The organism is Acetivibrio sp. (assembly GCF_035371925.1).
Taxonomy (GTDB): Bacteria; Bacillota; Clostridia; order Acetivibrionales; family Acetivibrionaceae; genus Hungateiclostridium.
This window is the reverse complement of record NZ_DAORXT010000063.1, coordinates 1-16514: the sequence shown is the minus strand read 5'-3', so window position 1 is coordinate 16514 and position 16514 is coordinate 1. Positions and strand designations below refer to the sequence as shown.

General features: G+C 36.6%; 13 protein-coding genes. All 13 read right to left on the bottom strand.

The annotated features are described in order from the left end of the window. A partial coding sequence (locus tag PLH43_RS09430) for a hypothetical protein (protein ID WP_324362432.1) occupies nt 1-1695 on the bottom strand: 1695 nt, incomplete at its 3' end. Nucleotides 1696-1701: 6 nt separating this feature from the next. Then, nucleotides 1702-2487 carry a hypothetical protein gene (locus tag PLH43_RS09425; RefSeq protein WP_324362429.1) on the bottom strand — a complete coding sequence of 262 codons (786 nt, stop codon included), beginning with the start codon at nt 2485-2487 and terminating at the stop codon, nt 1702-1704. Between the two features lie 3 nt (nt 2488-2490). Continuing rightward, nucleotides 2491-4857, bottom strand: a complete 2367-nt coding sequence (locus PLH43_RS09420) for a hypothetical protein (RefSeq protein WP_324362427.1) — start codon at nt 4855-4857, stop codon at nt 2491-2493. Between the two features lie 2 nt (nt 4858-4859). Next, nucleotides 4860-5777 carry a hypothetical protein gene (locus tag PLH43_RS09415; RefSeq protein ID WP_324362425.1) on the bottom strand — a complete coding sequence of 306 codons (918 nt, stop codon included), beginning with the start codon at nt 5775-5777 and terminating at the stop codon, nt 4860-4862. A 70-nt stretch (nt 5778-5847) separates the two neighbouring features. Next, complete coding sequence (locus PLH43_RS09410) at nt 5848-7221, bottom strand: hypothetical protein (protein ID WP_324362423.1); 1374 nt, start codon at nt 7219-7221, stop codon at nt 5848-5850. Between the two features lie 48 nt (nt 7222-7269). Then, nucleotides 7270-8481, bottom strand: a complete 1212-nt coding sequence (locus tag PLH43_RS09405; protein WP_324362421.1) for a hypothetical protein — start codon at nt 8479-8481, stop codon at nt 7270-7272. 6 nt (nt 8482-8487) lie between these two features. Then, nucleotides 8488-10767, bottom strand: a complete 2280-nt coding sequence (locus PLH43_RS09400) for a hypothetical protein (protein WP_324362419.1) — start codon at nt 10765-10767, stop codon at nt 8488-8490. A gap of 38 nt (nt 10768-10805) precedes the next feature. Then, nucleotides 10806-13043: a hypothetical protein gene (locus PLH43_RS09395; protein WP_324362417.1), complete on the bottom strand. Its 2238-nt coding sequence runs from the start codon at nt 13041-13043 to the stop codon at nt 10806-10808. Then, complete coding sequence (locus PLH43_RS09390; RefSeq protein WP_324362415.1) at nt 13006-13614, bottom strand: hypothetical protein; 609 nt, start codon at nt 13612-13614, stop codon at nt 13006-13008. Before PLH43_RS09390 ends, PLH43_RS09395 begins: the two co-directional genes overlap by 38 nt. A 32-nt stretch (nt 13615-13646) precedes the next feature. After that, the gene (locus tag PLH43_RS09385) at nt 13647-14324 is read right to left on the bottom strand and encodes a hypothetical protein (protein WP_324362413.1); all 678 of its coding nucleotides are present in this window, start codon (nt 14322-14324) and stop codon (nt 13647-13649) included. 1 nt (nt 14325) lies between these two features. Beyond that, nucleotides 14326-14631: a hypothetical protein gene (locus PLH43_RS09380; protein ID WP_324362411.1), complete on the bottom strand. Its 306-nt coding sequence runs from the start codon at nt 14629-14631 to the stop codon at nt 14326-14328. Nucleotides 14632-14746: 115 nt separating this feature from the next. Beyond that, nucleotides 14747-15277, bottom strand: coding sequence for a hypothetical protein (locus PLH43_RS09375; protein WP_324362409.1), 531 nt, complete (start codon nt 15275-15277; stop codon nt 14747-14749). Between the two features lie 907 nt (nt 15278-16184). Beyond that, nucleotides 16185-16352 (bottom strand): hypothetical protein, encoded by a 168-nt coding sequence (locus tag PLH43_RS09370; protein ID WP_324362408.1) that lies wholly within the window; start codon nt 16350-16352, stop codon nt 16185-16187. Between the last annotated feature and the right edge of the window lie 162 nt (nt 16353-16514).

Below are 16514 nucleotides of genomic sequence, written 5' to 3'. Positions count from 1 at the left end.
AACAAATGGCAATACGCCCCAACGATCTCCTGTAGTTGATAATTGTAATGAAGTACCCCAAGCAGAACCTGTAGAAACAGCAATACCTGCACCTGGATACACCATGCCCCCGCCTGACACTGAACCATAACTCAATTTCCCTGTAGATTGGTCATAATAAACTACATTAGTTTCATTTGTTTTAGCAGGCAGATAACCATTTGAACCATCTCCAAAATATATATTACCTCTTATTCCTCCAGTCCCAGGATTTCCTCCATAAATATAAACATCACCTCCCGCAATATTATTCTGAGCAGAACTTCCTCCTCTTACTGTCAAATCAAATCCAACATTATCATCTGCCCCTGCGATAATCCCATCACACCCATAAAACTGCACAATTTTAGGAGAAGTATATAATCTTAGAAAATTATTGAGACTTAAATAATTTTCTGCATATACACTTATAGTTGAAGATGATTGTAATAAAATTGTCCCTGAACCTTTTGGAATTATAGACATACTAACATCTGAAGCAGTGCCTGCAGTCCTCAAAGTAATATATGAGCCATTAAATAATGTGTCGTGACCTAAATATAAATTTGCTCCATAATTGTTATACGGACTACCTGGAATTAAATAAATAGTTCCATAATTAGAATTTGAATCTCCATTTATTGCATCGCCAGCCTTCAGTATTAAGTCCCCTGCATCAGTTCCTGAACCTCCTATGGCATTCCCTGCCGAAATCTTAAAGTGTCTTTGAATACCATCAGGTGTTCCAATATATCCGTCCTTGTCAATATAAAATCTTTCATTGCCACTATTATAAAATGCTGCAAGTTTCGCCCCTTGCGTTGTAAGAGAATTTATTGTGCCAAAATAATAAGCAACGGCAGAACTACTATCGGTAACGCCTGGCATAAGATCGGTAACTCCTGCAACATTATTTACCAATCTTAACCTTGGCTCTGGATAAAGAAATTGTACACCTGTAGTTGTAGCGTCAGAACCAATTAAAACGCTGTTATTGAATACCACCCCGTGAGATAAAGTCAGTTCCTCTATATGATCTACATGAAATCCGTCTGAGTTCCATTTAAAATAACTATCAGAATTCAATTTCAATATAATATTCCCATAAGAATCTTCATAAAATCCAGTATCTGATGAAGAAAAACCATATACTTTTCCTTTTGTTAAAAGAAGAATATTCCCCTCGGATAACTTAACATTTCCATTATCATAAATAAAATAATTATTACCTGTCAAAGAACTTGTCCCGCTCCAATAAGCAATTTGTTTTTCCGTTCCGGTACCTGCAAGTACAGGCAAATTACCACTATACAAAGCCGTCGCATAAAAATAACCATCATAATTTAAACGCTGTGTCCCCGTTGGATCAATATTGCCATAATAAAACCTTCCATTTGCCTTATTGCCTGAAGCATAAGCATTATAATAATTATTATTACTATCCCAATCAAGCAATGGTGAATCCACAGGTGCAGGTACTGGCACCCATGCAAGACCACATTCCTGAGTGTCATCTCTCTTTAAAAAATATCCATTAGTGCCAGGAGCAAGAACAACTGGTTGATTTAAAGAATTTGCAGAAATAATTATACCTTTTGTAAAAGGAATAAATCTTTCTACATATTCACTGCCACTCTCAGCAACATTCTGAGTTAATATAACATCATATTGAGCCATATAATTTTATGTACTTCTCTGAAAATAATACCATTGTCCGTTTTGATATCCATAAAACAATTTAAGTGTAGTATCATAAACTATCATACCTTCTATAGGTGAAAGAGCCAATCTCTCTGAAGTAGTCAATCTCGGTGCAAGAAAAGCCTTCTTAGAGGCAATTTCAAGAGCAACTGAACTCGAAGGCGGAGATAAACTTCCAATAACAACTCTGTCGTCAAAATATGTTACAGAAGTAACTCTCAGCGGTCCGAAAATATTTACTATTGAATTGTAAAAATCTACCTGCACCTGTGGTCCACTTAGACCACTAATTGTAAAATATGTCTTTACATCAGTCGGATAAATAGACAATATTGATTTTCCCTTACCATCGCCTATCACAGTATTGCGATAGGAACTTCCTGCCAAATTTATATTATCAAGAAAAATATCTCTTATACGCAAATCAGCATAATAATCTCCTCCGTTCTGTTTAATAGCAAATCTCTCATTAGTCTCGGCTGTAAGTTCGATGCCATTGCCATCGCTATCAATTTTAAATATTGAAGAAGTCGTTCCTGTATCTGTATTTTGTTCGTGCATTACAGCAGCTGTCGTCCATCTTATACCATAAGCTGAGGTGCTGTCACTTATTAAAGTACAGCCATCCCCTCCCGGTGGAAGCATTACAGGTACTTTAGACGAATTAAAAGTGATAAGACAGCCTTTGTCGGCAGTAATAAGTCTCTCAACGAACTCTGCCCCACTGGAAGCAATATTCTGATTTAATATTATATCATACTGTGCCATCTTTTATGTTTGTACAAGCGGTATTTTCTTCCAAATAGCAACTCCGGCACCTCCACCAACAACACATATAAAAAGATAATCATCAGAAATAGACATTTGTCCCACTACACCTGCAACACCTGTCTGTTTTACACCGTAAGGTATATAGAATACACACCTGCTACCATCAGCAAGAGCATATTGAGGATGATCATCATCTGATAAGCCAGAAAGACTACCATGATCTGAAATTATATGTTCAAGAACATATTGTTCCGTAGCATATACGTTTGTGTCAAGTGTCCATGTATTTACACCTGTTTTTCGCAATAAGGCTGATTGTGTAAATCCAAGTGAGGCTATGGCAGTCAAATCTTCATCAACAGGTTGATACAAACCGGCATGATCCCCCCATGAATACGCTTCATCCCAATTTGGGGATTTTTGATCATATTCCGTCTTCCATACTGATAAGTCAGTGCCGTCCACTGTGCCTGTTACTATTATATTACCTTGCACTTCAATATTCTTCTTTAACACGATTTTGGCACCTGCCACAAAGGTATCCAAATAGAAATTGCCGCTTGCATCAATACCTGCCTCTCCCTGATAGTCACTATCTCCGTCCTGAAAACCTATGACATTTTTCCCGGCTTCTGGTACACCACTATTGCCTCCTACGCCAGACTGTCTCAATAATAACGGATAATCATTACTTGTATTAATAGTCACCTGTCCGGTAAAGGTGCCACCAGTATCCGGTACAAATCCGGCAGAAGAAACAAACTCAAGCCCGTCAGCAGAATTCTTTACTTTAACAAATTTGCCTCCATGTCCTACATAAGAATTAGGTGTATCAGTCAGCTGAGTAAACATTGTTACTGCATCAGTTATACCATACCCGGCTAATGTAGTTGGTTTATTTGTTATCTCACTAAAAGAATGTGTCGGCTCAATATATCCATAATCCTGTTGTAAGGTAGAAAATCCAGGAAAAGGATTTTTTACTTTTAACGGTGAAGAATTGGTGCCATTACCTTCAAGAGTATTATCTGTTATTACTACCTGATTACCCCAATTATTATTGGCATCAAAATACTGTTTTGAAATAAGACTCCTTGCTGAATAAGTCGAACGATAATCATCAGCCTCTACCAACCCTGAAGAATTAATATAATACTTTCTGCTATTTGCTTGCGTGATGAGGTCATTATATTCAAGAGAAATGTTATCATTTTTTATTATTATTTTCCCCTGTGTATTTGCCGTAGAATGGTTTAATTCTATACCGTTGTTATTTTTTAAAATAAATGAAAACGAATAACCTCCATAAGTAGATGTTATCTTAAATTCTTTATCAATTGTATTTATCACTGTATTTTCAACAAGACTCCCGCCAAGTTTTACAACTCCCAATGATTCTGTTAATCCATTTTCAAACTCATACGATTCACTTATTCCTCCTCCCTGAAACGGGGGAACTGGCACAACAAGTTCAGAAATATTAGAGTCAGGTAAGCCTGCACCAGAATACTGAACCTCATTCTGAATAATTTCATATAAACGATCGCATTCCTCCTCATCGCCCGTAAGCATATATGCCTGATTCAGCAGGTGCCAAGCAGTATTTATAATAACAAGTCTTTTCTGTGCTGCCTCCTGATTACCTATACGACATGAACTTGTGTCAGAATATATCTGCCTCATTAAGTCAATAGTATCAGCCATGTCAATAATACTACGACCAAAGACATATTCTTCAAATGTTTTACTTCCACTCCATAATATTACCAGCTCATCAGGATTGTGATAAATTACTGAAGTAGAAATGATTATCTTCCAAAGGTTTGTATATATAGGTGTTACCTCAATTAATGCATCACTGCTTACAATATCATCTATTGGCGGATCAAGTTGAACAGGATATTTTATCCTGTGCTCCCGTGTCAAAGAAAATATGTTATCTCCATAATCAGTTATATCTTCAGATTTTAATTTCCCCGTATAGGGACCAGAAGATATTTTGGCAATAATATTCGGTACTTCAAACTGAAAACTATAAACCTTTAATACTTCATACTGCTGATTGGTTGAAAGATTCTTTGCAGTAAGTTTTATTGTATAATTTCCTTTTAAAGGATGTGTATAATCTGTTTCCGGATCAAGAGGAATAGTAATTATTTTTATACTATTTCTCGATTGAGCGGGAATTATGTCAGGGTCTTCAAAGTTATCATTATCATAAAATACACCACCGGGACCGATACAGGTCAGGACACACACAACGTCATTTATATTCCATTCTAACCCATCGTAATTTATATTATCCTCAACCCATACTTTTTTTGTTGTTGTGCCTTGTAAATCAAATGTGGTGATGATCTCAGCCATTCTTATTCTGGTTCTTCATCGTTTAATGGTTCATCTGCTCCTTGAGCCAATACTACCTTTTTCCCTTTAAGTAAAGCATGTAATCTATTGGCAAATTTAGCATTTCCTTTATACAAATCCATTAAGGCTTCGTAAGGATCTGTGCCAATAGTTATCTCGCATATCTCTTCATTCTTTTTACCCGGTTCTGCTACCCAAACCCATGAACGTTTAGAAGGCACAAATTTTATAAATTTCCTGTCAATTGCTTCCTGTATTAAGGTGCGTATCTTAACGTGTTCTTCGCTATCAATCATATTCATAAATTTGAACACGCCGTCTTTACTACGCATTATTTCCTGTTCAATAGCCACTTTAACCTGTGAAAATGTCATCTCGTCAACGTCTGGGATAAACAGTGCTTTTGCTATCTGCCTTAACTTGTTCTCTGGCAGTCCAAGTTTCGTAGAATAGATTAATGCCTTCACGTCGGTTATGGCAGCCTCACGTCTCGCTTTCTCTTCTGCCTTAGAAACAAGGTCTTCAAAAGTCGCTTTAGCTTTACCCTGAAAATTAAGTCCGCCTTCTACAAAAGGACACTTAGTATAAAGATACCATATTAACTCCATATCATTCTCTTGTAGAATGGCAGTTCCAAAAAGAATAAAATTATGTGGTGTATAGATATATCTTCCATGATTATCTATCAATCTATTTTCAGCATATATCCATACATCAGTGCCTGTCGGTGTTTTTACAACTGCTCTCAACGGGAAAGATATTGAGTTAGGTTTATCAGGTAAAATATTAGATGGTACCTGTGGTGGTCTAACTCTTTCTTCCGGATATATTAATCGTACCGGAAACTTGGGGAAACGTGCCCTTATCAGGCGAATATCTTCTGCTGTAAGTTTGTAATGTTCATCATTTTTGTAAATCATGGCATTAAGTTTTAAGTTTAGTTAAAAATATGGTGGGGATGAGGCTATCCCCACCATGTAATAAAAATTTTTATGTCTCAAGCAGGACAAACTGGTTACCTCCTCTGAAGTGTGCTCCGATATGACAACGCTGATAAGTATTCTGTGCATCTATATCGGTCACTTTAAGTCCCTCACCTGCTCCACCTACCTGCCAAACTTCCATCCTTCTGGAATATTTTCCGAGTGCCTTATATCGTACTCCTATAGAAGGAACCATATTGCCAGAAACAGGGTCTTTCTTCTTGTTTATAGGCATAAAAATACCAAGTTTCGGTCCTTCATAACCGGTAGCACCATATAGTTTCGGATGAGAAAGAACAGCCATCCTCTTAAAGAGGAATGTTCTTTCGCTTTTTACCAGATATTTGAAATTGACTGAAGCAGCAAGAGACTCATTATTATTAAAGAGTGCCTCATTAACTGTCTGTCTTGCATACTGGATATTGGTATTTGCAAAGTAACTAACAAGTGCATTCTCAATATCCTGATGAAGCTGAATACCAAGAAGCCCAAGAATATAATTACCTGCATGTTCTCTGTCAAGAGTGCGATCCATTTCGTCAAATTCTGTGACGCTAAATGAACCTGAGGTATAAGTCTGTTCATTGCCCACCCTGCGAATATAGGGGATAAGACCTTCAGTAGTCTTAATCCTTCTTCCTGTAACTGAATCCACAAGGTTGGTATTCACAGTTCTTTTACCCCAAAGAAGTGCGCCATCTATTCTGAGAGACATTCTGTAATCAATATCTACCTGTCCAAGGAAATAGTATCCTGGAGTTTTAAAACCAGCAGAAGTCAGCTCAATCCATGTCTGGTTTGTCATTTCTGAACCTGTTACACCAATAGTCTCTTTGATGATCTGGCAATCATTAGTATATTCCCAGACTCCACGGATAGCCCCGGTTGGCTGTCCGGAACCTTCCGAGAAGGCATTGGTGAATATCACAAGTTCTTGTCCAGCTGTCAGTGCTGGGAATCTCTCAGTACTATCATTCAGGCGGCAAGTAATAACAGGTGCCGAGGGGGTTGATACGTCAATATTAACCACAGAACCTGTAACTTCATTTGGAAAGAGGATTATATCCCACTTTCTTACATAGAAGTTGTTATTTGCATCGAGAGAATCAGGAGAAAGGGTAAAAGATATGTCAGCCCCCTGTGATGGCTGTGAAACGTTAGCATTAACAATACATATCTCATGAATCCTGTTTTCTTCATAATGCCCGTAGGTATCCTGTGAGACCGGTTCTTCAAATCCCATTGAACGAAGGATTTGAAAATAACTCAGTCCCTGGTCTCCATATCTATTAAAAAGAACATTAAGTTTTTCCGGTTTATAAATATCAAATCCGGAAACAATTTCTGAGGCGTATATCTGCGCTATTGCATCTGGTGTCATTGTAGTAAAATTTTAAAATTAAACATTATATACACCTCTTGCAGTTTTTCATCCAAGCAGTCCCATCTCTTTTTCAAAGAGTTCTTGCTCGGCTTTTAACTCATCCGGAACTACCACTGTATTTTCTGGCAGGTCTTTATTTCTTTGTGTGGAAGGATTGGTATAAAGGTTATGAATCTCCTTTTCAGTCATCTGTCGTGCCTTCTCAAAAACGGAATGCACTATCTCCGGTAATTTACCCAAAATTATCTGTCCATAGACTATCCGACCTACAAGATTAACATTTGCCTCATTGAGTTCCATACGGTTCTCTAAGGCATAGTCAGTAACGAACTTTTCAATTTCCCGACGTTCGTCCTCTGACAATGCATAAGACACAACGGGACTGTCAGTTCCTTTTATTGGTATGGGTATTTTACTGAAGACATCAGAGACTCTTTTGCCAACATCATTCCACTTTGAAACAAGTTCTGCCTTCATTTCTGGCGTCAGCTCTTTCTGAGGTTCGGAACTAACAGTACTTTGAGGAACTTTTAATTTTTCCTTCAAAGACTTTAACTCCATCTTGGCATTTTCGCCTTCGGCTTGCATGCCAACTTTATTTATTTCGAGTTCATCTTCACTCACCAGTTCGGGGTCAATATTATATTTCTTCTCGAAATATTTCTTAACCTGTGCTTCTTTACCGGCGAATGAAGGGTTTTTCAAGATATATCTGATGACAAGTGCATCCATGGGGTCCATGTTTGCCGGGTCAACAGAATTTATCTTTTGAAAAACTCCATAATCTCTGATACCGGTTTCCTTAACAAACTCATTGAAAAGTGCAATTTCGTCATTAGCGAAATTGTGTTTAGGCTTTTCACTGAGTTTCTTTTCCAAATCGGATTTAGCCTGTCTCAGGCTTTCCAATTCGTCAAGTAATCCGGCTATATTTGCTTTTTTAGCCTCTTCCACAGTCTTAAAACGTTCCCCGAAAATCTCTTTCAGGATAGCGTCCTGCTGTTCAGGAGGCTTAGTGGTTTGCTGAGAAGTAGAACTGCTATCCGTAGAAGGCTGTTTGAGGGTTGAAGTCTGATTCTGATTCTGAGCCTGATCTGCTTTGAAGTCACCTGTTTGAGAATTGGCGGGATTTGGCGAGTGAGTGCCTTCATCTTCAAGCAGTCCTACCTGTTTTAAAATAGCATTGGGATCAAGCCCTGGTGCATCTATAAGGGCTTCTAATTCAGGATGTCCTTTTAAATTCTTTTTCTGTTCCATGACAAATTATTTATTAGTTAAAGTATTTTTTTCTTTCTCTGACAAACTAAGTTGTAATTTTCTTTCAAATTCTCTTTGATTATTTCTATCTTCCAGGTCAGCTTTAGCCATTTCAAGGCGTATAGCCTCATCAGTTTCAAACTGTTTTGTTTTTCTTGCCTCTTGTTCTTTCAACATTGCCGTCTGCTGTGCATTCTGTGCATCAAGCATCATATTTTCACGCTGAAGTCTGAGCTGGCGTTCTTTATTCTGCTGTGAACGATATGAAAGGTAATATTCTGCAAATTTAAGATTGCCATCTTCAAGCATTCTTAATATTAACAGAAAATCTTCCATTTGTATTCCGACATATCCGTCTCTGTCAGGTTGCATAGCATTCATTGCAGCCTGCAAGATAATCTGTTTTCTTTCCTCGGTGGGTTTTGCTTCTATCTTTATATGATAATCTGCATCTATGTTTTCCGAATCAAAATCAAGAAGTTTCACTCCTCCCTGTCCAATAGCAGGTATATATATCTTGTATGCCTCACTATCAACACCAACAATATTTTGTATTCTTATTGCACAACTACGACAAACAAGTTCTTTTAATCTTATATATCCTGAATAGATGGGGCGCAATGCTTTTATTGTCTGTGCAACTGCCAGTTTACTTCCTCCCACGCTCTGATTTGGATCAGGTGTCGAGGCGTCAGCTATTTGGTTTATTCCAGTAAGTTCACGAATGAAGTTGAGGTTGAGTTCAAAAAGCTGAATAAATTCATTCAATTGTGGTCCTATTCCACCCTGCAATTCCTGTACCGGTCTCATTCCTCCCGGTACGTTTGGTCGTCCTGTATGGGTAGTAAGTTTATATATTAAGTCTCCGGTATCTCTACGCAAGGCAAGGATATCAATGGGTTCCATCTTTTCCCCGCCCAGTTTCATATTCTGTAAAGAAGTATATTCAACAGCTATACCTGCATTTGAACTCATTGCGAGTGCATTCTGTAATTTCAGCCATGTAAGCTGTATCTGGTCAAGGTTAGGGATAGCAAGGCTAACCATTGAACGTCCTGATATTTTATAAAATTTAAAAGAGAGTTCAACTTCTTTCTTACCGGGACGAGGTATATCATATTGGATACCAAAGTCATAAACAAAGTTTGTCCCTATGATCCATTTACACCTGTAAACAGTTTTATATTTATGAATCTCCGTTTTGCGATTTGGCTTATTATATACTTTACCCCATTCTGAATCATAGGTAAATTCCTCCCCTCGTTCATTAATACGTGTAGTACGGTATCGTGAATTTATTGAAAACCATTCAGCATCAAGTACTGGTATATGAAATTCATCATATATATATGTTCCACCTGACATTAAAAGGTCTTCCGTATTCCATGAATTTATAACCGGGTTTCCCATTACTCCGTTGAATGCCCTTGCAATACCTCTTAATTGTTCTTCAGAAAGATTTGTGTTCTTTCTCAGATTTGATATACTCTCGCTTATAATTTCACCAGCATATTCAGAATTCCTATGATCCCAGTGTCGTGAATACTGTATTATCAAGTTTACAGGGTCAACGTATCTTATTTTAGCTTTTCTGGTATATTGGTCGGTATAATCTTTTACTGCTGCACAACCGAGGTCAACAAGGTCGTCTATGATTTTGCGTTTAACTTCCTTCCAGTCTGATATATATAATGTATAGTTAAGTGCTTCTTCAATTGCCGTTTCTTTTGCAAGTTTAATACCTCCCATAGTCTGGTATATCTGCAATTCGTGGGCTGTTTCAGGCAACCATTCATCAAGTGGTTCATAACCTCCTAACTGTCGTATCTCATTAATAACATCCTTATATCTTGCCTTAAACCATTTTCTAAGTATAACAGCCTGTTTATCCTCAATACTTTTCTGGTCTATGGCAGTAGCCACAATAGAATGTTCCTGTTCCTCGAAAATACCCTGAATTATATGTTTAAATTTTGGCATAACAGAAAAGATATCCCAGTTCACGTTCAGGAATCCTTCCAGTTCGCCTTTTTCATTTTCACTTAATAGTATTTTCTGGTATTTGGCAACATCCTGTGTTCCTGCGCCATATTTCCTCAATTCTTGCATTTCGGCTATTTTTGAAAAAGGTATGCCGCATCTGTCTGTGACGTACATAGAGTATATGGCTTCACAGAATTTAAGTCCCCATTCTTCATTTTTCAATTTCGGATCAATATCATCCGATGGGAATGGGAATTTACCGCTCTGGTACGTTGAAACATTATTTACCGAAATTTCACTCATTCGGTTACAAAATTTTCATAAAAATAAAAAATTAATTATTAATTATATTTTCTTTTTTTAACAAAATTTCCAAGGTCTAATTCTTCCTGTTCTATTTCGATAATTTCATTATACAATGATAGGGTGCCAAGCAGTGCATATCCTGCGGCAGTAAACAAGTCAAAGAATTTCATTTCTTCCGGACCGCTTATATCCCGGCACTGTTCAAGTATTTCTATATGTGTTTCCTCGTCTATTTCATTTTCTATAAAATTCATAAATTCGGTAAAGATATCCTGTTTTATTTTTTCGCTGGTATTTGCTCCTGGTGTCTTGCTTATTTGTCCTGTTTTAGGATCATATTTATAGAGTAAGAATCCACCGTATCCGTTTGTTTCAAAATAGTCCCAGATGAGGTCAACGTTTATTTCCGGGAACATAGGCACTCCGTAATACAGGCACATACGCAGCATATCGTCTGCGTATTCGTGTTTGTCATAGGTTCTATTTTCATAGGTACAGACAAATTTTCTTTTCATAGAGAAGTCTGCGTTTTTCAATCTTGCTTTTCTTATTACTGCTCCTGCTCCTTTTGATTTACGGTATCCTTCTGTTTTATTAAATTTAAACGGATCTGCTCCTGCCACTCCCCATGAAGCATTTCCAGGCATCCATGTTTCTGTGGTCTCATCCCAGTATCGTCTGTTGGCTTCATCAGGACCAAGTTGTTGGGATACGAAAAATTTTCCATTCTTATTTGGTACAAATATTACTTCGCCATAACGTTCATTTTTCCACAGGAAATCTCCTCTGACTGGCAGGTTTCTGCTAAATCTTAGTTCATCGATACGGCTTTCGAGTTTAGCCATGTTAAATCCGGAAGATTTGGTAGCTGTGCGGAAACATTCAGTAAATTTCATAGGATACAATCTTATTTCTTCGGCAAGACCGTCAAAATCACCAGCATCGAGATATCCTTTACGACGGTTAAGCAAATATTGTTTAGCACCGATATTACGACCAATGAATTCTGCTTGTTCTTTTGTAGGTGTGTCAATAACACTCTGACCGTATTTATCAATAAATCCCTGTAGTCCCTCGTATGCTGGTATAAATAATGTAGCAAGTCCCGAGCGTGTTTGACCGTTAGGTGTTCTCTGGAAGAAGTTACTCATTTCGCACTGGTGTTTAAATGCTCTTCCTCCTCCTTTTTCCATTTCTCCTACGGTAGATGTTTTTATTGTGAATCCTATTATTTCGCTACCCATGACAAGGCATTCTTTTACTATAAGGTGTCTATCCCAGCAGGATACACCTTCTGTCAGTTTACCCACCTCGTCGTCATGGTGGAAATATAATTTATCACCATCATAGGCTGTTGGTTTCGAGTCTTCAAAGTTTATCATGCTTTCGAGTCCGTATTCAGATGCAAACAGGGAGCCTTTTGATGAAAGTCTTTTTGATGGTGGTGAGAATGACAGTTCTGATTTAGGTGCTGTTGAGCCTTCGTAGTTTGGTTTAAAGAAGAATGGTAGTTTTCTCCATGGTGAGACAAGGTGTTTCATGAAGCATTTTCTTGCCTGTGCCTCATCTTGACTTTGTATTCCTCCCCATGCACCTATGTTTGTTGTGATTATATCATAGTTTATACATTCGGCTTTATAAGTAGCACCTTCTCGACGGTGTTTAGGGTAATTAAATCCATAGAATACTCTTCCTCCTGTATCTATCATTTCGTACCACTCATCATCATCTCCTTTGATAGCATTTCCAAATTCATCTGTATATTTAAATGTTTTTGTTTCGTTATAGATATATCGTGCGAATATGAAGAATTTTCTATCTCTGTCTCTGTATTGCGGTAGTCCTACGTCTATATGCCACCATGCACAGTAGAAGTAGTGCCATCCGTCTATATATGTAGGTTTGCCATTGATAAAAAACCAGTAGCCGTTGAGGCGATGGTACCATTGTTTCTTTATAAATTTTATTTCCTCCTCATATACATCTTTATTTTTTTCAATTTCGTCCCACATTTCATCAATGGTCTCATATTTTTTTTGAAGTTCTTTAAGTTTTCTTGGCAATTTTGGTGGTCTCCAGTATTGTTCTTTTGCTGGTAGTCCAAAGCCGTCTATGAGGTGGTATTCTGGTGGGTCGGGCAAAGTAATTCTTATAGGGATGAGGTCTTTGTCATCCGTATTTACCCACAGGTATTTATCTGGTTCTTTATATTCAGCCAGTATTTTTGCGGGTACTTTATCCGAATACTTCTTTATAAGGTATAGGGTCTTCACCTTTTGCTCGTTTTAGTGCGATATCTTCGGGTCTTAATGCAAGTCTTTCTTCTTCTATATATCTCAGGATTGTATCCTTAAGATAAGGATTGTTGTCATCATTAAGCAGGTTAATTAATGTTTCTTCGAGTTCTTCGTTTATTGCTTTAAGTTCATTAAGTCTTTTTGTATTTCCACTGATTACTTCGAGTAGGATATTGTAATATGAATTTTCTATACCCACGAAAAAAGCGTATTTAAATGAGCGTTGCATTCTGATAAATTCAACGATTTTACGATTGACTTTTTCATTCATTCCTTTGAGCATTTCTTCCACTGGTGGTATGAATACTCCGGTATTTTCCATTTCAAAGCCAACGTCATGGGCTATTTCTATTTTTCTTTTCAGTACGTCTTTATATTTGACACGGTATGGTGTATTTTTATCATACATGCACATTATCCACAGCATTACCTTGTTATTATCGAGTCCCGGACCCGGTGATTTAACAAATTCTTTATTTTTCTTCAATTCAGGGAATACTTTAAAGACGTCCCCGTCTTCTGGTACTTTAGTTGGGGGGAACATCATTGTAGCAAATTCTCTTTCTATAAATTGGAAGTTCATAATGTAGCAATTATATCGTGTCTTTGTATTCTATAGAAAAGTTTACCTCCGTCGAGTTTTGCGTGGTATTCATATTCCGGTGTTATATCCCGCACTTTTTTAAGAAGCAGTATATCGCCTTGTTTTACTTCGATATTTTTATCTGACAATGAAGGTTCTTTATATTCTATATTAGGTTTACCTATATATCGTGCTATTGCGAAGACGCCGTTTTTATTGCTTTTCTCATTAATTTTAACTATAGATATTCCTTTTTTTTCTGATTCTTCCTTTTTTCTTTCAAAGAAGGGGTCCGGGCATGGTTCGGCAAGTATATATCCGTTTACGGGTATGATCTGGCCGCTGCGGATAGCGGCATATATGTTTGAGTATTTAATGAACACGAATATATCTTTATCTTTTTTGATGAAGTTTCTATATTCGGGCATCATAGCTTTCATTACAGCCAGGTAATACATAACCACTTTATCGCCTATTTCGAGTTCCATTTCTGTTTTCCATGGCATTTGGGACAGTTGGAGTATTGAGGGCAGGGCTGTCACTGTGCCAGTTACGACTGTATGTTTTTCTGGTTCGTATGTATTATCAACATACAATTTTATTCCTGACGGGGTTATGACATAATTATTTTCCTCATCGAGTTTTACCATTACGTTATTTGATGCTGTTTTCATATTATATTTTATTTTTAAGACATATATATTTATTTCCGACTTTAACGAATTTTATTTTTCCTTTTTCCTCCATTATTTTAAATTTTCTTGCCATTGTTCTTTTTTCTTTACGTGAGAGTTTTTTCCAGTAAGGTAATTCATTTATTTTAATGCTTATAAGTTGTCCATGATAGGGGAAGCAGATATAGTTATTAGTATTTTCCGGGTTGCAAGTATTATAGTTTATTGTTTTATTTTCTGTTTTGTAGAATATTTTACGGAACAGATTTTTTATTTTTCTGAATATTTTTTTAATTACATTTTTCATATTGAAGATTATTAACAGGTAATATATGGCATTAAAAGTAGTAATTTTTTTTAAATAAAAAAATAAAGGGGGATAATTATGTTATCCCCCTCTTTTATTTTTACTTATCATAGGATTACGAAGCTGGTGGTGTTTTGAAAGTAAGTATTTCGCTATACATTGTCAGTGTTCCGGCGACTGTTTTGATTCTGAAGTAGTATTGGGTATTGGCTGACACTCCGGAAGATTTTGTATAGGATACTGTCACCCAGGAGTTACCTGTCACTGGGTTTTCTGCTGTTTCTGCAGCGGCATTTTCTGTTCCCAGTGCTATGCTTGTTCCGTACTGGAACGTAACAGCTGTAGATGTTCCGTGGGGGTGTACTCTTCCATTAAGTTTGAACGCTGAGGCTGTGATATTTGTAGCTGGTTCTGTGATCACCTCAGTAGGTTCTGTAGAAGAAAGAGCCCATCTTCTTGTTATGGGCAGTAGTGCGTTAGTTGCCATTGTGGCGATATCACTTTTATTGATACCATAGACAAATTTCGAGGCATTTTGTGTTATGGTAAACACATTTCTCTCGAAAGGAGGTCTTTCTTGTAACCCAGTCTTGGGCGTCAAAGGCTTTGCTTTGATCTTTAGTTCGATGTCTAACTTGAAGTCCATTTTCTTAAGGTTTTAAAGGTTAATAAATAATGTTAGCAACAACAAATTTAAAAAATTTTTCATATAAAATAGCCCTGATTTTTAAAATTTAATCAGGGCTTGCCATGAAACAGTGGAAGAGCAGAAGAAACCGCCATCCTGGATGTTTCTATGGTAAAATTACAAAATAATCACAAAGAATAGAGGCACTTTTTTAAAAAAATCATTTAATTGAAATTGAATGATTTAGAGTAAAAATTTATGATTTTTTTCTTTTTGCCTTTCTTATATATATATATATATATTATTATTTTATTTTATATACTATTATATTATGTTCCCATTTTTGGGAATGTATTTTCCCAAAAATGGGAATAGTATCTCGTTATCAATTAATTACAAAGGTGTATTTTACATTGGTTTAATACCGCAATATCGCAATATTCGGAATTTTCCGTTCCATTGAAGTTGTTCTATAAGTCCTTGTTTTTTAAGTTTGGTAATGATATTTGCGATTCTTTTCTGGCTTATGCCTATTTGTTTTGCAAGCCATTTATTGCTTGCGTAGCAATGGAACTGGTGTTGGTCAAGGTGCCAGATGAGGGCAAGGAGTATTTTTTCATTAGGGCATAAGGACTGGTTATGAAAAATTTCAGCCGGAATCCACAATCCTTTTAGTTGTGATGCGTCGATAATAGGATCATCCGGAATCATTTCAGGTATGTTCATGGTGGTAATTTTTAATTCATAACAAATATATGTTTTTTTTCAGAAAATAAAACCACCCTTTAAAAAAGAGTGGTTAAGAATTAAAAATTCACCTGAACTTATACCTGAAACAATGGCACAAATTTAATAATATTATGTTAAATAAAAAAAGGAGAATAATAATTTATTCCCCTTTCATGTCAAAAGGCATGACTGCCGGCTATTTTGTTTTACCTTTTGACAGTACGTTAAGGGCAGTTTCGACACGTTTTTTCAGTTCAGCCAGTGTAATATCCGGGACGAATACTTCATGTTTGAGTTTAAACTGTCCTTTTTCGTAGCCCCTTTTGGATTTTAATTCTGCTGCATCAGGTTTAATGTGTGTCACTAAACCTGACAATGTTAAAGAAACATTCAATTTTTCCATAACAATTTTATATTTTAAATATTGAAGTTAAAGATAATTTTTTTTCATTAATTTTCTTTTTCAGAATCTATTAAATTTCTTTTATGCATTCCATGACTTGGATATTATAATGTTTATAAGTTT